We start from the raw sequence: 20,498 nt of genomic DNA on the forward strand, positions 1-20,498 counted from the left end.
TCTTTTTGATCATAGTCCGTGCTCACTTTTTAGTTGATCGACGTATTGTTTTGCTTCGAGCAAGGACGATCCGAGCGTCTCTCGAACGCGTTTGACAGCTTCAACCGTCTTTCCTTCATGAAGCAACTGAACCAGTTCGACTTGTAACGCTGCTTCTTCTAGTGACACCTCATTCAGACCGAGGTGCTCTTCGATCCGTTGTAGCTTCTTCAGAATCGTTTGTTGGCGGCGTTTCGCTTCGTCTGCTTTTTGGGATAAGGACATCCAGATGAAGAATAAGACGATCAGTGGTGCGAACGTGACGACAGAATCCATGGTGAACACCTTCCTTTGTTTCACCGTACCATAGGATAGTCACCATAACAAATAGTGGAAAATGATGCAGAAATTGATTATGCTGATATAGTGGAAAATAAAGGGTTAATATGGAAAGGAGATAAATCTAGTGGATAATGTGTTAGTGACATTTTTACCGCTCTTGATTCAAATCGGACTGATCATGGTACTGTTCTTCTTCGGAACGTTTGGTCTGTTTTTCTTCGTAAAACGCAGTTCGTATCACAGTAGTCGTTATTATCGTTTAACGCGCGAACCGTTTTTACGGATCGTTCGTGATAAAGGGAAATGGGGCGAATACTTGACGACACGTCAACTCGATCAAGTTTCCGGATACGGCACTTATGTCTTTAATACATACTTACCACGTGCGCGTGGAGAAGGAACGACGGAGATCGATGTGACGTTCATTCATGAAAGTGGCATCTATGTACTCGAATCGAAAAACTACAGCGGGTGGATTTTCGGACGCGAGCAGGACCGTCAGTGGACGCAGCAGTTCCAGAATCGCTTCAAGCAACGGTTCTATAATCCGATCAAACAAAATGAAGGGCATCTCAAAAGCATGCAACGCTTCTTAGAAGGAACGGATCCCGCGCTCTTTCACTCCTTGATCGTCTTCAGCGAACGCTGTGAACTGAAAAAGATCACCGTCGATTCAGCTCATGTCCGTGTCTTGAAACGAAACGTCTTACGTAAGACGATCGAGCAACTCGCGACAGAAAAGGCGTTGACACCGAGTCAAGTCGATACGATCGCGGGAAAACTCGGAGTTCATTCACAGGTCGATCGTGCCACGCAACAAGCGCATATCGATGGGATTCGTCAACGCCAGGCAAAATGAGACCGTTGACGGACTTGTTCTTCTTCAGGTATAGTGAATAAATAATAAGTAGTGCAACTATATGGAGATGATGGGATGAAAGAATCGGAATGGTCGCTTGGCATGCAATTATCCCGTAGTTATTATGCGTTCAAACGTGCTGCTGCTAAACGGATGGAAGCGTTCGGACTGACACCAGAGCAGTTTTCTGTCCTGAGCGAACTCGCTAAACAAGATGGTGTTTCGCAAAAGCAACTGGCACTCGTGACAGAACGTGATCAAACGACGATTGGTAAGATTCTCGATAAGCTCGGTAAAAAAGAATTGATCGTTCGAACGCCGGATCCCCGGGACCGACGAGCGGTTCTGCTCTTGATGACACGAGAAGGACGCGATATCGTCGATCGTCTCGGACCAGAGCTCGATCAGCTACAACTCGAAGCGTTCCGTGGACTCTCGCGAGAGCAAATCGAGCAATTAAAGGAAACACTTGAGACCATTCACCGGAATGTGACGTGAATGGTTTTCCTTCGGACATATAGTTGCATGTGATATTATAAGTAATGCATATAAAAGGAGATCGTAATATGAAAGCATGGAAAGATGTCTGGTCAATGACACAAACGAAAGTGGGACTCGTCTTCGCGATTGTCGTCCCGCTCTTGTTCCTCGTCGTCTGGATGACTGGTTACGAAGGAACGACGGAACGACTCGATCAATTGAACGTCGGTGTCGTTGGCGAAGTGAACGACCCGTTCGTCACATCACTAAAGGAAGCACCGTTCACAGTCCAAGCAGTTCCGACCGAAGCGAAAGGGTTGGAAGCACTCGATGCCAATGAAGTCGATCTCGTCCTACAAAAGGATGATACAACGCGTCAACTGACGGCACACGTCAGCCAGACGAATGCTGAATTTGCGAATGCGATTCTCGAGCGGGCAACGGAAACGATCGGCAAACAGTTGAATGGTGAGCCGACGTTCACGACATCGATCGTCACGGAGCATGCTGTCTCGGATTTTGCCTTGTCGATGCTGCCACTCGTCCTCGGGTTCGTCATCTATATCGCGACGATGACGATGGGAATTCAATTCAATCTCGTCAGCACGATCTTAAGTAAGCGTCATTCGATCTGGTCCCTATTTTGGAGTCGCCAACTATTACACGGAATCGTCCTTCTGGTCGTTCCATTGCTGCTCGTTTCCGTGGCACATGTATTAACGGATATTACGACACCGTTCATAAAACTATGGGCGTTCGAACTCCTTGTCGTCGCGACCTGTATCGCTGTCACGCAGATGAACTTTGCGATATTTGGACCGATTGCGCCACTTGTCAATGTCGCATTGATTCCGTTCCAGTTAATGACTGCCGGAAACATCGTGCCGGCGAAGATGTTGGCACCGTTCTATCAATCGCTTGGGACATTTCTACCCGTTCCGAATGCAGTCTCCGGCTTCAGTCGATTGCTGTTCATGGATGGTTCAGTAGGGACACAGGTGCTTCATTTATCACTGATTGGTCTCGGTAGTTTCATTGTGACATGTTTAGTGATGAGTTGGAGAGAGCAACGACAAGCACGACATGTTGTTGCATGAAGAATGTAAGAAAAATCGTCATCGAATGAGATGGCGATTTTTTTGTTTAAAATCGATTTACGAAAAAATCATTGCATAACAAAATCGTTATATAATAATATGGTTATGTGAAAAGCGAAAAAGATAGATTCGTGTCTGGATCATGCATGGACTATACGTATAACAGAGAGGAGGATACTCTAGTGATCGAGACAGCAAAACGGGTAGAAGAGATGAGTCAGTTCTTGAAGCTACTGAGCGATGGAACACGACTTGAAATTTTGCGAAGGCTACATGTTCGGGAACATTGTGTCTGTGATTTCGTCGAGATGTTTGATATTTCGCAACCGGCAGTCAGTCGTCATCTAAAATTATTGCGTCAATCCCAGCTCATCTTGGAACGACGGGAACGACAATGGATTTATTTTCGAATCAATCCAGATCACCCGCAACACAGATTGTTATTGACGATTTTAGCAGAAATGGACACGCCGGACATCCCGGACAGAAGCTGCTAAGACACATTGTGGATGAAATGGATTAGCCCGAGTAAGGCAGGGGAATTAAAACGATATTCCATTCTGAATGACACGTTCAAGGATGACGAATCATTAATAGAACCACTCGAAATTTTATACAGAAATGAAGTGAACGCATTGACCGGTACACATTTACTAGCGATCGGAATTTTTCTGATCACCTTATTCTTAATCATCAAACAACCGAAAGGACTCGGCATCGGTTACTCCGCGATGGGGATGGCGCTCGTTGCGCTATTGACGGGAGTCGTCAATCTCGATGATGTTTCAACTGTCTGGGGCATCATCTGGAATGCCACCTTTACATTCATCGCTCTGATCATCATCTCATTGATTCTTGATGAGATTGGATTCTTCGAATGGGCGGCACTCCACATGGCACGCATCGCACGAGGTGGTGGTGTCAAACTATTCGTATATATGACATTGCTCGGTGCTGTCGTTGCTGCTTTATTCGCGAACGATGGGGCAGCCTTGATTCTGACACCAATCGTCCTCGCGATGGTTCGTCACTTGAAACTTCCGGATTATGTCGTGTTAGCCTACGTATTCGCTTCCGGATTCATTGCCGATACAGCCAGTTTGCCGTTCGTCGTCTCGAACCTCGTCAACATCGTCTCAGCAGACTTCTTTAACATCGGGTTTACGGAGTATGCGTCACGGATGGTGTTCGTCAATCTCTTTTCTGTCATCGGCAGTCTGATCGTCTTGTATCTCTATTTCCGAAAGAGTATTCCAAAGAATTACGATGTCGCGCAACTCGTCGCACCCGCGACAGCGATCAAGGATCAACGGATGTTTAAGCTTTCATGGTTCGTCCTCATTTTGCTTGTCGTTGGATACTTTACGAGTGACGTCATCGGCATTCCCGTCAGTCTTGTCGCTGGAATCATCGCTTTGTTCTTCTTATTGATGGCACGCCGCTCACCGAGCGTACCGACGAAAAAGGTCATCGGTGGTGCACCGTGGGCGATCGTCTTCTTCTCACTTGGCATGTACATCGTCGTCTACGGACTGCAAAATGCCGGATTGACACAAGTACTCGCTGACATCATTGATGGCTTTGCAACGAATTTAGCAGCCGCAACATTTGGTATGGGCTTCTTGGCTGCCATCTTGTCGTCGATCATGAATAATATGCCGACCGTCATGATCGATGCCCTTGCGATCGACTTGAGCCAGGCAACTGGAACGATTCGAGAGGCGCTCATCTATGCGAATGTCATCGGATCTGATCTTGGACCGAAGATCACGCCGATCGGAAGTCTAGCAACATTACTTTGGTTACACGTGCTTCGGACGAAAGGCGTGAAGATTGGTTGGGGGCAATACTTTAAGATCGGAACGATTCTGACGATCCCGACACTTGCGATCACATTACTTGGCTTGTATATCAGCTTGGTACTTTATTGAGTTTTAAGGAGGAACGAAAGATGAAATTGATGATTATTGGTTCAGTTGCTGCGGGAACATCAGTCGGAGCAAAAGCACGTCGTAACAGTGAAGAGTTGCAAATCACGATTTATGATCGGGATCAGGACATCTCGTATTCAGGTTGTGGGATTCCTTATTTCGTTGGTGGCGAAATCGCTGACATTGATGAGTTGACACCACGCGATGCCGCTTTCTTTAAAAAACGGTATAACATCGATATTCATACACAACACGAAGTTGAATCGATTGATCATGCGACAAAAACAGCTACCATTGTCAATCTCCTGACAGGGGATCGATTCACGGACACGTATGATACGTTAGTACTGGCAACCGGTGCTTCTAGTATCGTTCCACCGCTTCCAGGTGTTGAGCATGAGAATGTCTTTACGGTTCGAAATGTCCGCAATGCCGACGCGATCCGGTCCTACATCGACGCTCATGATCCGAAAACGGCAACGATCGTCGGCGGAGGATTCATCGGACTCGAGATGGCAGAACAATTGACGTATCGCGGCATTCAAGTCACGCTCGTCGAACGTTTGCCGCAAGTCATGCCGCCACTTGATCGCGATATGGCAGAACGCGTAGCGGATCATTTGAAAGATAAAGGGGTATCCCTTTTGCTTGGCGAATCCGTGACAGCGTTCAACGGAGAAGAACGTATTTCTGAGGTCGCGCTTGAGAGTGGTAAAACGATCGAGACGGATCTTGTCATTTTATCGGTTGGCGTCAAGCCGAACACGGGTCTTGCGAAACAGATCGGTGTAGAGCTCGGTAAAACAGGGGCGATCGCAGTCAACCGTCACATGCAGACGAATGTAGCCGATGTCTACGCAGTCGGCGACGTCGCAGAGAGTTTCTCCGTCATCACGGGTGAAGCACTTTATCGTCCGCTTGGGTCAACCGCGAACAAGATGGGACGGATTGCCGGCATGGTCATTACTGGAGAAGAAGCGGAGCACCGTGGGATCTTAGGGACGGGTATCTTCAAGGCATTCGATTTGACGGTCGCTCAAACAGGTTTGACGGAAAAAGAAGCGCGTGAGTCAGGCTATGACATCGAAGTCTTGCATAACATCAAACCAGATCGTCCGGAATACATGGGCGGGAAAGAGATGACGATCAAAGCGATCGCTGATCGGGCGACAGGGCGAGTTCTCGGAGCCCAGATCGTAGGTCCGCAAGGTGTCGATAAACGGATTGATGTCCTAGCGACGGCGATCACCTTTAAGGCGAAGGCAGAGGATTTATTCCATCTCGACTTAGCCTACGCACCACCGTTTGCGACGACGAAGGATCCCGTTCTCTATACGGGAATGGCGCTCGATAATGCCATCAAAAAAACAGCGCGTTTGATGACGCCGAATGAATTGATTGACCAAGTCGCGAGCGGGAAGTCGTTCCAAATCATCGATACACGCTCGAAAGCACAATTCGAAAAAAATCATGTTGATGGAGCGATCCATATCCCGCTTGGTGAACTGCGGACACGCGCGAAGGAACTGGATCCGACGTTACCGACGATCGTCTACTGCAACAAAGGGGTAACCGGAAATGCTGCGCAAAACGTCTTGAAAAACCTTGGATTTACGGATGTATGCAACTTATCAGGCGGTAACAAGAACTATCAACATATCAAAAAATGTTTGTCATAATATTGATCCATGTAGCGTGATGATCCTATTCATTTAGGGATCATCACGTTTTTTTGTTGCCAAATCGTTAGAAATAGGATATTTTTAGTGTATCGGGAGACGATATAACGGAAGACGTAGTAAGGAAGTGAGAAAATGGAAAAAACAGTCCAGAAGACAGCATTAACAGAAGCTGTCTATTATATTTTACTGTCACTTCAACAACCCCGTCATGGCTATGGCATCATGCAATTCGTCCAGGAGTTGAGCAACGATCGTGTCAAATTAGCTGCTGGTACGTTGTACGGCGCACTCAGCAGTCTGGTCGATAAAGGATGGATTGAAGCGATCGAGCAAGAAACAGGGCGAAAGAAAGAGTACATCATAACGAATCAGGGGCGGGAGAGATTACAGGTAGAGCTGGATCGACTAAAAGAACTCGTGCGACATGGACAAGAAACGATGGGAGTGGATCAAGGTGAGCAGTAAAACGGTCTATCGCTTTTACGCTGATTATGCAAAAGAAGAAGTGTGGTTAAACGAGATGGCAAACAACGGCTGGTACTTACAGCAGTTTCGACTCGGACGTTATGTGTTCATCAAAGGTGAACCTGGTATGTACACGTATCGAATCGAGTTATTAGAAAACATGCCAAAGCATCCGAAGTCGCAGGATTACTTTGCGTTTTTGGAAGAGATGGGCATCGAAGTCGTGGATACATCGTTCCGCTGGGTCTTCTTAAGAAAACGGACCTCGGATGAACCATTTCATTTGTACTCGGACTTTGATTCACAGATCCATCACGAACATCGGATTTTGCAACTCTATAAAGTCATTTTTTTCGTGAACATCATTGCAGTACTCATTAATTTGTTTAATCCGATTACCGACACGATGATCTGGTTCAACCTCGCGATCGTGACGGGTCTCTCATTCGTGATGCAACGCCACGAACGTAAAATTCAAACGTTACGTGGATTGCGTGCCATTGCGGAGCAGGATTAAACGCATACAACCTGATTTTAAAATTCCTCACGTCTCTAAATGAAACGTGAGGAATTTTTTTGGTGGTTAGAGTTCAGGAGGATGTTGTAAAGTTGGTCAATTCGTCTAACAGTGTTGTAAGAAAGGCGTATTACATCGATCTAACAGTGTATAACTAGATAGAAGTAATTGTTTAAATCAACAAGTTAAGGGGTCATGAATCGAATGGATAAGTCTATCCGTAAAAAGCGGATCTTTTTTAGTCTAGTGTTTTTTGTCAGTGGAAGTATTCTTTTAGCGACCTGGATGAAAGTGCAACAGGATCGTGCAAACGCAAAAATTCTACCACGTTCTTCGATTACAGCCATCGATTTTAGTCCTCAACAAGACACCGTGATGTTGGTCTATCCAGGACAGGGACAAGGGAAAACGAATGATCCTGAACTTGCTTACAGTTCGATTGTCACGATCAACATGAAAGGACAGGTATTAAACGAACGTCAGATCCATGATCCTGCAATCACGAACATGACGCTTGTGCAAAAACCGAGTACGCCGAATGTGTTGTATGCCTCTGGCGCAGGATATCCGAATCACTTCCATACGTTCGATTTTACGAAACGACGGTTTGTTCAACATAGTGTGACGTATTTCAAACACGATCCCATGATGGAATCGATCAAACACTTTGGTCCGAATACATGGTTCAAGACGTTGAATTCATATAAAACCGGTACGCAGCGCTCGTCTCAAGGAACAGGATTTTCGCACACTTTTTCTAATTTTGATACAAAAGAAAACTATGAGACGCCTGCGCGATTCGAACCAGAAAACTCGATGATGATTGAATTGAAGCAGCATTTAGCGTATGCCAGTATTGGTAGCGAAGATGAACAAGAAGAAAAAGCGGCGATGATTTTTTTGGATAAGCGGACTGAAAAACCAGTCGTATATCGTAAAAGAGATGAGCCATATGCATACTCAGCACTTTATGGAAAGGATGATACGGCATACTTCGCTAGTACGGATGGCTGGATGATTCGGATTAATGAGGCAGGGCAACAAACCGAGCGATATTATCCGTTTCTTCAGAATACGAATTTTGATAGTACCGATCCGATTCGAATGATCGATGCAACACAAGGGGTTCAAGTCGTTCAACAATTTTCTCGTGCTAATCAAAATCGGGATCACCACATTTTAGTCAAATGGACGTTCGGTCAATCGTTCTCGGTCCAGAAAATCAAACCGAAATTTTGGAAAGCAGACAAATGGTACAAGTACTTATATATTCATCCCAAGACGAAAAAATCATACTTCATCGAATTTGACCCTGAACACCCGGATAAAGGGAAACTGCTCATTACGAATAAAAAGTATGAGTTGCTTCACGAGGTGCCGGTTGAAGGACCGATTGGAATCGACTTTGTGATTGAGTGAGGCAGGGGGAAAGATGTTTTGAATCGTATCGAGCGATTTGAATTTGAATTTGAAGAAAAAGCGGGAGACCGACTTCCGTTGTTCACGTATCTAGAGCAACAGCAATCAGATTGGTCTTCTTTACAAGATGATGAAGCGCGTGAGGGAAACTTTCACGTAAGTATGTGGATCAGTGGAGAGAAGATTTCCTGGTCATATGACGTGCGAGAACGGGACGAAGTAACACAAGCATATCGGTTTAGCATTTTCATGCAACGCTGGAAAAACATCTGGGAATGGGATCAGCAGCGTCACTTGCTGAGTGGAAACGCATTTGGAATTCATCAAACACTAGCCGACTCCGTCAGGACATCTGCCAAGTCTGAAGCACATTTGGAAAGGGCATCGAACGAGCTTGCTGGCTACGATGCGGAAGGACTACTCTTTTATTTTGGTCCCGGACCGTGGGACGACTTTCAGGACGCAGATGATGAGCTGGATATGTTTCTCGAGTTCGATGAGATCAACTCAAAAGAGAAGATGCGTACGGAAGGGCTGTATTTTGATTACGATACCCAGCGCTGGATCGACATTCCGGCGTCGTTACCCGTCATTGGTGAGACGATGCTCGTGATGTATCGCCAACTATACGAATGATTCATTTGGTCAAAAAAAGCTCACGACTCGGAAATTGAGACGTGAGCTTTTGTATTAGAATAATTCGTTGATCGGTGTGTCACCTTCGAGCAGTGTGACGACTTGCTTCGACGCCTTGTCGTGACCGATTGCAGCTAGAATAACGCGTGCGACATCCTCACGCGGAATTTTTTTAGTTGCTTGCTCGGACGGATCCGTCGTGACGTTTCCTGTGCCAGCTTCATCGGATAGTCCGCCTGGGCGAAGAATCGTGTAGTTAAGTGACGATTCCTTCAGGACACGATCCGCGTAGCGTTTTGCAATGTAATACGGCTTCATGCTGTCAGACCATGTTTCCGGCGAATCGGCATTCAAGGCACTGACCATGATGAACTGTTTTGCATTGATTGCTTCCGCTGCTTCAATCGCTTTGACAGCACCGTCGAAATCGATCAGCATCGTCTTGTCCGCTCCTGTGTGACCGCCGGATCCTGCCGTAAAGATGACGACATCTGATCCTTGTAATGCATCCGTGATCGTCGCGACGTCCGCTTCCAGATCGATATGGACCGGGGTATGACCTAATTTCTCAAAATCACTGAACTGGTCCTTGGAACGTAATCCTACTTTGACATCGTGCTCCGAATCCTGCAGTAAGCGAGCAGCGTGACGACCTACTTTACCATTTGCACCAATGATGAAAATCTGACTCATGTTCCATTCCTCCATTTCACGATTTGATGATTCTGTTTCAGTATGGAAAAGACGAAGGGATTCTGTAAAGAGAGACGACTTGTAGAACTGTAACCGTCATCAAAATATCTTTTTAATGCTTTTATGCATAAAATCATCAAATTATCTTGAAATCACGTGTAAGTGTGGTAGGATAATGACTATTACCCACACCGAAAATCATTTGGGTTAAATTGTAGCAATATTCGGTGAATGGGCAACGACGAAACAGAAAGGAGAGGTACGATGAGAAAGAAACCATGGCTACTGGCAGGACTTGTTTTGACAGGCGTTGCCGCTTGGACGATTTGGAATCAACAGACGGATGCCAAAGCACATGACATCTTCGAAGACCACAAGCTGGTCGTCGGGACGACGGGGGATTATAAGCCCTTTACATACTGGAACGAGGAACGGAATCGTTATCAAGGCTTTGATATCGATGTCATCCAAGCGTTCGCCAAAGCAACAAATCTTGATGTGACGTTCGTCAAGACGACATGGCCGACATTATCGGAGGATACGAAATCAGGCAAGTTTGATATCGCTGTCGGTGGCATCACGAAGAAAGTCGAGCGCGAGGTCGTCGGAGACTTTACATCGTCGTATTTCTCCTTTCAAAAAGCACCGCTTGTAAAGAAGAAAGATGTCGAACGCTTGAATTCGCTCGCTGCAATCAATGATCCAGCAGTCAAAATCGGTGTCAATCCGGGTGGCACGAACGAAGCGTTCGTGAAGAAGCATTTTTCGAAGGCAGATGTGACCGTCTTTGAGAACAACTTGGACATCCCGAAAGCCGTAAAAAGCGGACAAGTCGATGTCATGGTGACGGACGACATCGAGGCGTTGCATTACGCGACAGAACTCGATCTTGCGGTGCCGAAACTGACAGAGGCATGGGAACCAGCCGAGATGGCATATTTGATGAAACCGGACCAAAAACAGCTTGGAGACGTTTTCCGAGTCTGGATTGAAAGTGCAGAGGGGCAAGAACAAGTTCAAAAATTGAAGAAAAAATGGAACATCGTCTCGACACTTGAGACGGTCGGAGCGAAAGGAGCGGGAGCACATGAGTAAATGGGGATGGATCGTCGTTGGAGGTGGCGTTCTGTTTGCGAGCTTACTGACGCTATGGCAAGCGGAGCAACCACGACGTGTACAAGCGAAGAATGTCTTTGCGACGAAAAAAATCGTCGTCGGAACGACTGGGGATTACAAACCATTCACGTACTTGAACCGGAAGACGAACGAGTATGAAGGGTTCGATATCGAAGTGATCCGTTCTTTCGCGAAGACGACCGGTATCGATGTCGAATTCGTTCCGACGACATGGCCCACGCTATCTGCTGATCTTGCTAGCGGGAAATTCGATATGGTCGTCGGGGGCGTAACGAAGAACATCGAGCGCGAGATCATCGGTGACTTCACGTCGAGTTATCTGTCGTTCCAAAAGACACCGCTCGTCCGTAAAGAAGATGCTAAACGTCTTGCTTCGATCGAACAAATCAATCGTCCAGATGTGACGATTGGTCTAAATCCAGGCGGAACGAATGAACAATTCGTCCGTAAGACGTTCACGAAGGCGAAGATCGTCATGTATGAACAGAATCTTGACATCCCGCACGCGGTCGCGTCAGGCGAAGTTGATGTCATGATCACCGATACGGTCGAGGCGATTCATTATGAAGCGCTCGACAAACGACTCGCAGCACCAAGAATTCAAGAAAAGTGGATTCCGGCGGAGAAGAGCTACCTCGTTCGAGAGTCGGAAGGAGACGTCGTCGATGTTTTCAATCTGTGGATGCAGTCATATGAAGGTCAGGAAGAGATGGAGCAATTAAAAGAGAAATGGCAAGTGGCGTCTTAAGTGGATCGTGTCTCCTGACAGTAGGAGGCACGATTTTTTCGTAACAGGAATCTAATGAGAAAGGGCGAACAAGTATGTAGAAGCAAATTAGGAGGAATCAATATGTTGAAAAACGTGTCAGCGAGACAATGGCTCATCATGACCGCTCTTTTTGCTGGTATCACTTACACATGGATTGTCATCGGAGAGTCATGGATTAATTCTACGTTGTTATTTGGAGGGGCGCTTATATTTACAAGTGGTGCAGTGCTCTCATTTAGTCTCGCGTTAGCCCGAACTGTTCGATTAACAGGAATCGGATTAACGATGATGCTGGTGTCGATCGTTACAACGCTCGTGGTATCCGCTAGCGTCGTTTATGGCGTGTATATTTGGGCGGAAAGCATCTAAACAAAGTAAGAACTCTTTTTTGAAAAGAGTTCTTACTTTTATGTTTTTATCGAAACGTTTCGAAAGAAAGGTTGAAGATTTTTATGAAAGCGCTTATAATTTTGATTAACAGGTGAAACGTTTCGATAAAATTTAGGGGATAAGAGGTGCTGATAGATGAACGTTGAAACTTTACTACAGCAAATGACGCTACAGGAAAAAATCGGACAGCTCGTTCAAATTCTCCCTTCTGTCTATGATCCACAGACATCCGATACTGTGACTGGACCAGTAGCTCAACTAATGGAGGAAAGTGGTCTGACAGAGGACAACCGTTATGAATTGGGATCTGTCATAGGAATTCATCAAGCAGAACAGGCATTTCGCATTCAGCAAAATTATTTAAAACATAATCGATTAGGAATTCCATTATTGTTCATGGCGGATATCGTTCATGGTCATCGAACGATTTATCCAGTTCCGTTGGCGCTTGCTTCTATGTGGGATAGTGACGAAGTGGAAATGATGGCGCGTCAATCTGCTATCGAAGCAACAGCTTCGGGACTGCATGTTACTTTTTCGCCAATGGTGGATCTTGTACGTGATGCGCGTTGGGGGCGTGTCATGGAATCGACAGGTGAGGATGTTTGGCTCAATGGAGAATATGCGGCAGCATTCGTACGTGGTTATCAATCAGAGGATTTAAAACAAGCTGATTCTTTAGCAGCTTGCGTCAAGCATTTTGCGGCTTACGGTGCCGCTGAAGGTGGTCGTGATTACAATACGGTTGATATGTCGGATCGTGAATTACGAGAGTTTTATTTACCGGCTTATCTACGGGCAATCGAAGCGGGTGCCCGACTCATCATGACAAGCTTCAACGTCGTTGATGGTGTTCCCGCAACAGCTAGTACGTATCTGTTACGTCAAATTCTTCGAAAAGAGTGGGAGTTTGACGGGGTCACGATTTCGGATTGGTCTTCTATTAAGGAATTAATCCAGCATGGTGTCGCGGGTTCGCTTGCTGAAGCTGGAGAAAAAGGAATCAAGGCGGGCGTCGATATCGATATGATGTCAGGTGCTTACTTAAATCATTTGGAACAACAGATTGATGATCAAGTCGTTTCGATGGACTTATTAGACGAAGCAGTACGCAGAATACTTATGTTAAAGCAAGATCTTGGGTTGTTTGAAAATCCTTATCGTGGCATTGATCCTGAACTTGAGAAAAGAGTCCACTTATCTGAAGGTCATCGGAATACAGCACGGCGTTTAGCTGAAAAAAGTTGTGTCTTACTGAAAAATAATCAAGTCCTGCCATTAGCAGACGATCAGCGGATCGCGTTGATTGGACCTTTTGCTGCTTCAACGGATGTACTTGGTCCATGGGCAGGCAACGGAAAACGTGAAGAAGCGGTTTCCATTCGAGAGGCGTTTGATGAAGCGAACATTGATTATGTTTTTGCAGAAGGATCAACGATTGATACGGAAATTGACTGGGATCAGGCGATGGAAGTAGCGGCGCAAGCAGATGTGATTCTTATAGCTTTAGGTGAAGCGTCTTGGATGAGTGGAGAAGCCGGAAGTCGAACGGACATCCGTTTGCCGAAAACACAACGCGATGGATTGGCAAGACTTGCGACACTTGGAAAGCCGATCGTGACCGTGCTATTCAACGGGCGACCACTCGATCTTCGAGATGTCGTTAATCATTCCGATGCAGTGCTTGAAGCATGGTATCCGGGAACAGAGTCAGGACGAGCGATTCACCGTTTATTATATGGTCACGTGATTCCTTCTGGAAAACTAACGATTTCATTTCCGTATCATGTCGGTCAGTTGCCATTACGTTACGATACCTTACCGACGGGGCGACCGATGACGATCGAAGGCGCTGATCCACGCTATACAAGCAAATACCTGGACGCTCCAAATGAAGCGCTATTTCCATTTGGTTTTGGATTAAGTTATAGCGATTTTACCTATACGCAGTTAAGACTATATGAGCAGCCGCAGGGAACTACATGGGAAGCATCCGTTATTGTTACGAACGATGGCGCATTAGATGCGGAAGAAATCGTTCAATGGTATATGCAAGATCCAGTTGCTGACGTGTCACGTCCCTTACGTCAATTAAAAGGATATGAACGCGTTCTTGTGAAAGCAGGTTCCAGTCGAGAAGTGACATTCCGTATCGATGCTTCGATGCTAATGTATCAACATCCGGATGGTTCGGTTAAAGCGGATGCTGGTGAATTCATTCTCTATGTTGGTACGGATAGTACATGTGCATTACATGAAAAATTTTGGTTGAAACAGACCGTTGAAAAGGGGCAATTTGATGAACACATTAACGACCGTTCCACATCTACGACACGATGAATTTAATGTGACACTAACTGAAGGCGGCGACATTCGTCAAATCCGTTACCAAAATATCATGATTAATCAATTGATTCATCATCCATTTGATGAATCCTTGATGAATGTATATGTTCGTCATGGTTCCAGTGTGGCCTTACCGTTACTTGGTATCCATTCGCCTAGTAAACTAGCAATATCTGAGCGTACGATCAGCTGGAAAGGTGACTACGAAACATTCGGATACGAGGTCGTCGCAAGTCTTCACACGACTGGAATGCATTTTAAAGTCTCACTCACTGGGGAAGGAGAATTTGACGTAACCTATGCACAGGATTTAGGGCTGGCTGACGAAGCCGGTGTACGTACGAATGAGGCATATATGGCACAGTACATTGACTACGTCGCGACCGAACATGGGATATTGGCTCGACAAAACCAGCGACAGTCGACGGGCTTTCCGAGCGTTGCGATTCTTTCGCATGACCGAATCGAAGAGTTTGCGACGGATGGTTTCGATGTGTATGGTGCGTCATTTCGGCAAACGAATGTAGCAGAGGGATTAAATGCACACTTACCCTCTCGAATAAATCAGTATGAGTTCGCATTACCGACGATTCGAACAGCTGTCAAAGAATCAGCTGGAGAGCTATCTTTCCAATTTGAGCTACGGTTCATTCCTTCGATGGAAGAAGCACTTGATGAACAATCGATTGATCAATTTATACCTTTATATGAGCGTGAGGAGCAACGGAAGGAACATCACCGTACGGCTTTCTTACAAACACCAAAGACGATTGTCGGGAATACAGCGACGAAACAACAACTCGACGTTTTGTATCCGGAACGGTTGCTTGAAGAATGGGAAGGAACACAGTTATTGTCCTTCTTTACACCTAATGGTCATCATGTCGTTCTAAAAGAAAAGGAACTTCTTGTTGAACGTAGTCATGCAACCATCTTATTAAATGCGGGAAGTTTAGCGCCAACAGAAAAGAAATTGGCGACAACAGTCCATATGAATGGTGTCTTCAATTCGCACATCGTATATGGGAATACGAATTACAACAAGTGGATGTCGAACGTCAGAAATCCTTTGAACATCCCTAAAACGTCTGGGCAACGCATATACATCGAGCAAAAGGAAGCCTATCAATTATTAGCGTTACCGTCGATTTTTGAAATGGGATGGAACGAAGTGATCTGGTATTACTTCTTAGATGACGAGACGATTGAAGTCCGAACATCAATTGGTGCTGAGCGACCTGTGCTTGAGACGACTGTTAAGACGCGACATCCGCGTGCGATGAAAATCAGTCAGCAAGTGACGATGCATACACAAGAATATGATGTGCCGTTTCAAATGGAACAGATCGGAACACGCCTTCATTTTACGGCAACAAAAGAATCATTGAGTAAACGGATTCTACCTGATTTGACATACACGCTTGAAATGGATCAGCCTTTTTCAACGGGCTCCACATCTGAATGGTTAACTCAGCCAATCGTAGACGATTTGGTGTGGTTATCTGTCGGAGCGACCGATCATCTTGTCATGAGAATGGGAGCAGGAATGCAGTGTGAATTCAATGCTGACGAAGAACGGAAGTCCTTCAATCAATGGAAGGCTGCTTATCGAAAAAACCTCAAATTTGAAGACGTCTGGCAGGACGCGAATGCTCTACAGTTTCAAGTAGACTGGTACATCCAAAACATGCGGATCCATTACCAATCACCGCACGGCTTAGAGCAATATGGAGGTGCTGCGTGGGGAACACGCGACGTATCGCAAGGCCCGATGGAATTTTTACTGGCGTTCGGTCATTTTGAAGAAGCTCGCGCATTACTGCTTCAAATTTTTTCACATCAATTCGAGGCAGGACATTGGCCACAATGGTTCATGTTTGATGAATATGCTGGTATCCAGCAGGAGGATAGTCATGGTGATGTGATCGTCTGGCCACTGAAGGCATGCGCGGATTATCTTCAGAAAACACACGATTGGGCGTGTCTCGATGAACTACTTCCATATCGAACAAAGACCGGTCAGGAAACACTAAAACAATCGCTCATGCATCATGTGGAACGAGCGTGTGCACGGATTGAAAAGGATTTCGTACCGAACAGTGTCTTTTCCGCATACGGCGGAGGCGATTGGGACGATACGTTACAACCAGCAGATGATGCGTTAAAGAAAAAATTAATCAGTACTTGGACGGTAGCATTGACATTCCAAACATTCCGTACGTTAGCAAACGAGTTACCACAATCGTCATTAAGCATACGATTAGCGGAACTAACTACTACCATCGAACAGTCCTTCCAGTCAGACATGATTCTGGACGGGGTCATCCCTGGATTTTTACGAGTCGAAGAAGATGGATATCATCCGATGATTCATCCCTCAGATGATGGACTACCAATGAAATATCGATTGTTACCCTTGACCCGTAGTATCATCGGAGAACTCGTTACACCAGAACAAGCTATGCAAAACTTAAAGATCATTGAAGAACATTTAAAGTTCCCGGACGGTGTGCGTTTGATGGATCGCCCAGCACAATATCGTGGTGGTGTGAGTCGTCATTTCATGCGGGCAGAACAAGCAGCTAATGTCGGACGTGAAATTGGACTGCAATACGTGCATGCCCATATTCGTTACATTGAAGCACTGGCGAAAATCGGAGCTGATGAAAAGAGCATAACGGAAGCATTTGACGTCATTAATCCTGTGGATCTAAAAGTGCCAAAAGCAGTCCGCCGTCAGAGAAATGCCTATTTCAGTAGCTCGGATGCTGCGTTTACGACGCGTTACGAAGCGCAAGAACGTTGGAACGAATTAAAAGAAGGTAAGATTCCGGTTAAAGGGGGATGGCGAATTTACTCGAGTGGACCAGGTATTTGGCTGAATCAATTAATGACGAATGTCTTAGGGATTCGAGAGCGTTCAGACGGGCTACTTCTTGATCCAGTCATAACCGGAACTATCCAGATGGACCTATTCGATATCCCTTGTCGTATTCGAATCACACGGGGGGGACAACGACGCATTTTATGGAATGGAGAACTGCTTAATCTTTCAAATCAATCCAATCGTTATCGTCAAGGTGGTTATCTATTACAACGTGAGGCGTTAAAAACGATCCTTCCAAGTGGAAACGAACTGCAAATCGAGCTTCCGCTCTAAAGTAGGACAGGATGACTTCATGGAAGTCGTCCTGTCCTTTAGCATATGAGAAATGGAGTGAACGACATGATAAAAAGTCATCGGCATCAAGTAGTCTACCATCTGTATCCGAAAAGTTTTCAAGATACGAATGGAGATGGAGTCGGAGATCTGAATGGTATTCGGAAACGATTGGATTATCTGCAGAGGCTAGGGGTGGACATGATTTGGTTATGCCCAGTGTACACGTCACCTGGTTATGATCACGGGTATGACGTAGCGGATTATACTTCAATTGATCCTCTATACGGGTCTATGGACGAGATGGAAGCCTTGATTGACGAAGCGAGTCGGCATGATATCACGATCATGATGGATATAGTCGCGAATCATACCTCATCCTGCCATGAATGGTTCATAGCATCCGAACATGATCCGGCCGGTCCATACGGCGACACATATATCTGGTGTGACGAACCGACAGAAGCGGAATCTTTTTTTGGAGGTTCTGCTTGGACGTATTCGAGTATACGTCAGCAGTACTATTTCCACTCTTTCGCGAAGGAACAACCGGATCTTAATTGGGAACAGCCGGTAGTGGCAAAAGAATTTGCACGCATTCTATCGTTTTGGATTGAAAAAGGAGTTCGTGGATTCCGGTTTGATGTCATCGATTTAATCGGAAAACAATTTCATCCGCATCGCTGGCTGAATTTTGAACGTGTACAGGAGGGATTACGAGAGATGTTGGCATCCGTTGATCGTTCAAATCTTCTTTTAGTCGGCGAAGCAGGTGGTCTATCTCCATCCGAAATTCGTCAACTTCAAGAAGAGGGATTACTTGATGTGGTGTTTAACTTTGAGACGTGCGCTCTTGACGAGGTGGCGGGTAAAAACAAATGGCACCTCCAATCGTTTGATCCAGCGGAATTAAAAAAGACGATTAAAAAATGGCAAGATGAGATGGAAGAAGACGGCTGGAACAGCTTGTTTTGGAACAATCATGATCAGCCTCGCGTTCTCTCTAGATGGTATGACGATGATATAAGAGCAGCAAAAATGCTTGTCTTGCTTCAGCTGACATTACGAGGAACCCCTTTCATTTATCAAGGAGATGAGATCGGAATGACGAACGGAAACATTCAGCAATCTGATTATCAGGATATCGAAACCCTCCGTTATTTACAGCAAGGTGGGGCGATACAGTCCGTTCAGCTGAAGGGTCGTGATCATGCACGTCTTCCGATGATGTGGACGAAAGAAGGTGGATTCTCGACAGGAACAGCTTGGTTACGGGGAATGACCGATGTTGATCGTAACGTCCACGATCAACAACTGGATGATGATAGTCTCCTGCAGGTGTATCGACGTTTACTTTCGATACGCAAGGCAGAACTCGCCTTATTGGATGGAGAAATGAAGTGGCATGAGACACCATCAACGATGATCGCATTTGATCGAATTCATGGCGAACAGTCCCTTCGTATTTTAGTTAATTTGTCGAATCACTCAATCCAACATCGAATAAAGACAGGCAAGACATTAATAGGTGTAGGGGACTACTGTGAAGAGGAACTCGGTCCTTACGCGGCGGTCCTATGCTATACTTTTTGAAGAAGGAAGTGAAGTGAAATGACAGGAATTAAGGATATTGCAAAGGCAGCAGGCGTCTCGATTTCGACCGTTTCCTACGCGTTGAATGGGAGTACGAAAGTGACGGAAAAAACACGTCAACGTATCATGAAAATCGCGGAAGAGTTGAATTACATCCCGAATGCTGCTGCTAGAACGCTGAAGACTCGCAAGACGCATATCATCGGCGCCTTTCTAGGAGATTATTCAGGATCGTTTTACGGCGAATTATTAAAAGGAATTAATCATGAGTTGTCAGAAACGGGATATGAGCTGATCGTCTGTAATGGTCCGGAATCCCATCGCCTCATGACAGAACGGATCGTCGATGGCGGGATAATTTTAGGTCATCGTTTCACCCAAGAACAAATTCTTGGATTTGCTGATCGGGGACATCCGCTGACGATTCTTGATCGAAACATGGATCATCCGAATATCAGTTGTGTACTACTTGATAATGAGATGGGTATGAGACAAGCGATGCGAACGATAACCGCTACTAAACCACACTGTATTCATCTCGTCGATGGACCGGAAGAAAACCATGATGCTTTCGAACGTCGCGCTGTCGTTCTAGAACAGGCCGACTTAGCGGGTATTGCGGTTCGTAGATGGGAAGGTGGATTTACGAAACGTTCTGGTATCCGTGCTGCAAGTGAAATCCTTGAAGAGTTAAAAGATGGGGATGCTATCGTTTGTTTGAATGATGATATGGCTCTCGGCGTATACGATGTCTTACAAAATACATCATTTCGAATTGGTCTCGATATATCACTGACGGGATTCGATAAGCTCGAGGTTACAAACTATACACAACCGAAAATCGCAAGCGTCAGTTATTCTAAGTTGGATTGGGGCAAGACCGCTGCTCGCGCGTTACTTCAATTGATTGATAAACGAGAGCGAACGAATGCGAAGATTGACTCAAAGTTCATCATCGCAGGATCCGTCCTCCAAAAGAAATAAAAAAATAGGTTGTAAGCGC

The 20,498-nt window shown here is 45.6% G+C and carries 19 protein-coding genes; 17 read left to right on the forward strand and 2 right to left on the reverse strand.

Features of this window, described 5'->3' with window-relative positions:
* Positions 1-9 precede the first annotated feature (9 nt).
* Positions 10-315: a hypothetical protein gene (locus K7G97_RS06425; RefSeq protein ID WP_035398001.1), complete on the reverse strand. Its 306-nt coding sequence runs from the start codon at positions 313-315 to the stop codon at positions 10-12.
* 130 nt (positions 316-445) lie between these two features.
* Here K7G97_RS06425 and K7G97_RS06430 point away from each other — a divergent pair, with 130 nt between their 5' ends.
* The 10 genes from K7G97_RS06430 (at position 446) to K7G97_RS06475 (ending at position 9,407) form a co-directional block, all read left to right on the forward strand.
* On the forward strand, positions 446-1,180 hold the full coding sequence (locus tag K7G97_RS06430) for a nuclease-related domain-containing protein (RefSeq protein WP_223041659.1): 735 nt from the start codon (positions 446-448) through the stop codon (positions 1,178-1,180).
* A gap of 75 nt (positions 1,181-1,255) precedes the next feature.
* The gene (locus K7G97_RS06435) at positions 1,256-1,678 is read left to right on the forward strand and encodes a MarR family winged helix-turn-helix transcriptional regulator (RefSeq protein WP_023467873.1); all 423 of its coding nucleotides are present in this window, start codon (positions 1,256-1,258) and stop codon (positions 1,676-1,678) included.
* Between the two features lie 68 nt (positions 1,679-1,746).
* Entirely contained in the window at positions 1,747-2,757 is a 1,011-nt protein-coding gene (locus K7G97_RS06440) for an ABC-2 transporter permease (RefSeq protein WP_223041660.1), read from the forward strand.
* Between the two features lie 182 nt (positions 2,758-2,939).
* A complete protein-coding gene (locus K7G97_RS06445; protein WP_223041661.1) occupies positions 2,940-3,254 on the forward strand; it encodes an ArsR/SmtB family transcription factor in 315 nt (104 codons plus the stop codon).
* A gap of 129 nt (positions 3,255-3,383) precedes the next feature.
* On the forward strand, positions 3,384-4,688 hold the full coding sequence (locus tag K7G97_RS06450; RefSeq protein WP_223041993.1) for an arsenic transporter: 1,305 nt from the start codon (positions 3,384-3,386) through the stop codon (positions 4,686-4,688).
* Between the two features lie 20 nt (positions 4,689-4,708).
* Positions 4,709-6,367 (forward strand): FAD-dependent oxidoreductase, encoded by a 1,659-nt coding sequence (locus K7G97_RS06455; protein WP_223041662.1) that lies wholly within the window; start codon positions 4,709-4,711, stop codon positions 6,365-6,367.
* Positions 6,368-6,502: 135 nt separating this feature from the next.
* Complete coding sequence (locus tag K7G97_RS06460; RefSeq protein ID WP_223041663.1) at positions 6,503-6,835, forward strand: PadR family transcriptional regulator; 333 nt, start codon at positions 6,503-6,505, stop codon at positions 6,833-6,835.
* Positions 6,825-7,352, forward strand: coding sequence for a DUF2812 domain-containing protein (locus K7G97_RS06465; RefSeq protein ID WP_223041664.1), 528 nt, complete (start codon positions 6,825-6,827; stop codon positions 7,350-7,352). The genes K7G97_RS06460 and K7G97_RS06465 overlap by 11 nt, the downstream gene beginning before the upstream one ends.
* A 285-nt stretch (positions 7,353-7,637) precedes the next feature.
* The gene (locus tag K7G97_RS06470) at positions 7,638-8,771 is read left to right on the forward strand and encodes a hypothetical protein (RefSeq protein ID WP_223041665.1); all 1,134 of its coding nucleotides are present in this window, start codon (positions 7,638-7,640) and stop codon (positions 8,769-8,771) included.
* An 18-nt stretch (positions 8,772-8,789) separates the two neighbouring features.
* Complete coding sequence (locus tag K7G97_RS06475) at positions 8,790-9,407, forward strand: hypothetical protein (protein WP_195865352.1); 618 nt, start codon at positions 8,790-8,792, stop codon at positions 9,405-9,407.
* Positions 9,408-9,461: 54 nt separating this feature from the next.
* Here K7G97_RS06475 and K7G97_RS06480 read toward each other — a convergent pair whose 3' ends face one another.
* Entirely contained in the window at positions 9,462-10,100 is a 639-nt protein-coding gene (locus K7G97_RS06480) for an SDR family oxidoreductase (RefSeq protein ID WP_223041666.1), read from the reverse strand.
* 264 nt (positions 10,101-10,364) lie between these two features.
* Between K7G97_RS06480 and K7G97_RS06485 the strand changes: the two genes are divergently transcribed.
* From K7G97_RS06485 to K7G97_RS06515, 7 genes are all read left to right on the forward strand, one after another.
* Positions 10,365-11,195, forward strand: coding sequence for a transporter substrate-binding domain-containing protein (locus K7G97_RS06485; protein WP_223041667.1), 831 nt, complete (start codon positions 10,365-10,367; stop codon positions 11,193-11,195).
* Positions 11,188-11,985 (forward strand): transporter substrate-binding domain-containing protein, encoded by a 798-nt coding sequence (locus tag K7G97_RS06490; RefSeq protein ID WP_223041668.1) that lies wholly within the window; start codon positions 11,188-11,190, stop codon positions 11,983-11,985. Before K7G97_RS06485 ends, K7G97_RS06490 begins: the two co-directional genes overlap by 8 nt.
* A 114-nt stretch (positions 11,986-12,099) precedes the next feature.
* Positions 12,100-12,375, forward strand: coding sequence for a hypothetical protein (locus K7G97_RS06495; RefSeq protein WP_223041669.1), 276 nt, complete (start codon positions 12,100-12,102; stop codon positions 12,373-12,375).
* Positions 12,376-12,531: 156 nt separating this feature from the next.
* Positions 12,532-14,736: a glycoside hydrolase family 3 N-terminal domain-containing protein gene (locus K7G97_RS06500; protein WP_223041670.1), complete on the forward strand. Its 2,205-nt coding sequence runs from the start codon at positions 12,532-12,534 to the stop codon at positions 14,734-14,736.
* Entirely contained in the window at positions 14,696-17,902 is a 3,207-nt protein-coding gene (locus K7G97_RS06505; protein WP_223041671.1) for a GH36-type glycosyl hydrolase domain-containing protein, read from the forward strand. The genes K7G97_RS06500 and K7G97_RS06505 overlap by 41 nt, the downstream gene beginning before the upstream one ends.
* A 66-nt stretch (positions 17,903-17,968) precedes the next feature.
* On the forward strand, positions 17,969-19,495 hold the full coding sequence (locus K7G97_RS06510; RefSeq protein ID WP_223041672.1) for a glycoside hydrolase family 13 protein: 1,527 nt from the start codon (positions 17,969-17,971) through the stop codon (positions 19,493-19,495).
* 18 nt (positions 19,496-19,513) lie between these two features.
* On the forward strand, positions 19,514-20,479 hold the full coding sequence (locus tag K7G97_RS06515; protein WP_223041673.1) for a LacI family DNA-binding transcriptional regulator: 966 nt from the start codon (positions 19,514-19,516) through the stop codon (positions 20,477-20,479).
* Positions 20,480-20,498 lie beyond the last annotated feature (19 nt).

Source organism: Exiguobacterium acetylicum, assembly GCF_019890935.1.
In the GTDB taxonomy this organism is placed as follows: domain Bacteria; phylum Bacillota; class Bacilli; order Exiguobacteriales; family Exiguobacteriaceae; genus Exiguobacterium_A; species Exiguobacterium_A abrahamii.

What these genes read in the sequence shown, in the direction of transcription:
- K7G97_RS06425 (WP_035398001.1), bottom strand. Translation starts at nt 315, where the DNA reads ATGGATTCTGTCGTCACGTTCGCACCACTGATCGTCTTATTCTTCATC.
- K7G97_RS06435 (WP_023467873.1), top strand. Translation starts at nt 1,256, where the DNA reads ATGAAAGAATCGGAATGGTCGCTTGGCATGCAATTATCCCGTAGTTAT.
- K7G97_RS06440 (WP_223041660.1), top strand. Translation starts at nt 1,747, where the DNA reads ATGAAAGCATGGAAAGATGTCTGGTCAATGACACAAACGAAAGTGGGA.
- K7G97_RS06455 (WP_223041662.1), top strand. Translation starts at nt 4,709, where the DNA reads ATGAAATTGATGATTATTGGTTCAGTTGCTGCGGGAACATCAGTCGGA.
- K7G97_RS06460 (WP_223041663.1), top strand. Translation starts at nt 6,503, where the DNA reads ATGGAAAAAACAGTCCAGAAGACAGCATTAACAGAAGCTGTCTATTAT.
- K7G97_RS06470 (WP_223041665.1), top strand. Translation starts at nt 7,638, where the DNA reads ATGAAAGTGCAACAGGATCGTGCAAACGCAAAAATTCTACCACGTTCT.
- K7G97_RS06480 (WP_223041666.1), bottom strand. Translation starts at nt 10,100, where the DNA reads ATGAGTCAGATTTTCATCATTGGTGCAAATGGTAAAGTAGGTCGTCAC.
- K7G97_RS06485 (WP_223041667.1), top strand. Translation starts at nt 10,365, where the DNA reads ATGAGAAAGAAACCATGGCTACTGGCAGGACTTGTTTTGACAGGCGTT.
- K7G97_RS06490 (WP_223041668.1), top strand. Translation starts at nt 11,188, where the DNA reads ATGAGTAAATGGGGATGGATCGTCGTTGGAGGTGGCGTTCTGTTTGCG.
- K7G97_RS06500 (WP_223041670.1), top strand. Translation starts at nt 12,532, where the DNA reads ATGAACGTTGAAACTTTACTACAGCAAATGACGCTACAGGAAAAAATC.
- K7G97_RS06505 (WP_223041671.1), top strand. Translation starts at nt 14,696, where the DNA reads ATGAACACATTAACGACCGTTCCACATCTACGACACGATGAATTTAAT.
- K7G97_RS06510 (WP_223041672.1), top strand. Translation starts at nt 17,969, where the DNA reads ATGATAAAAAGTCATCGGCATCAAGTAGTCTACCATCTGTATCCGAAA.
- K7G97_RS06515 (WP_223041673.1), top strand. Translation starts at nt 19,514, where the DNA reads ATGACAGGAATTAAGGATATTGCAAAGGCAGCAGGCGTCTCGATTTCG.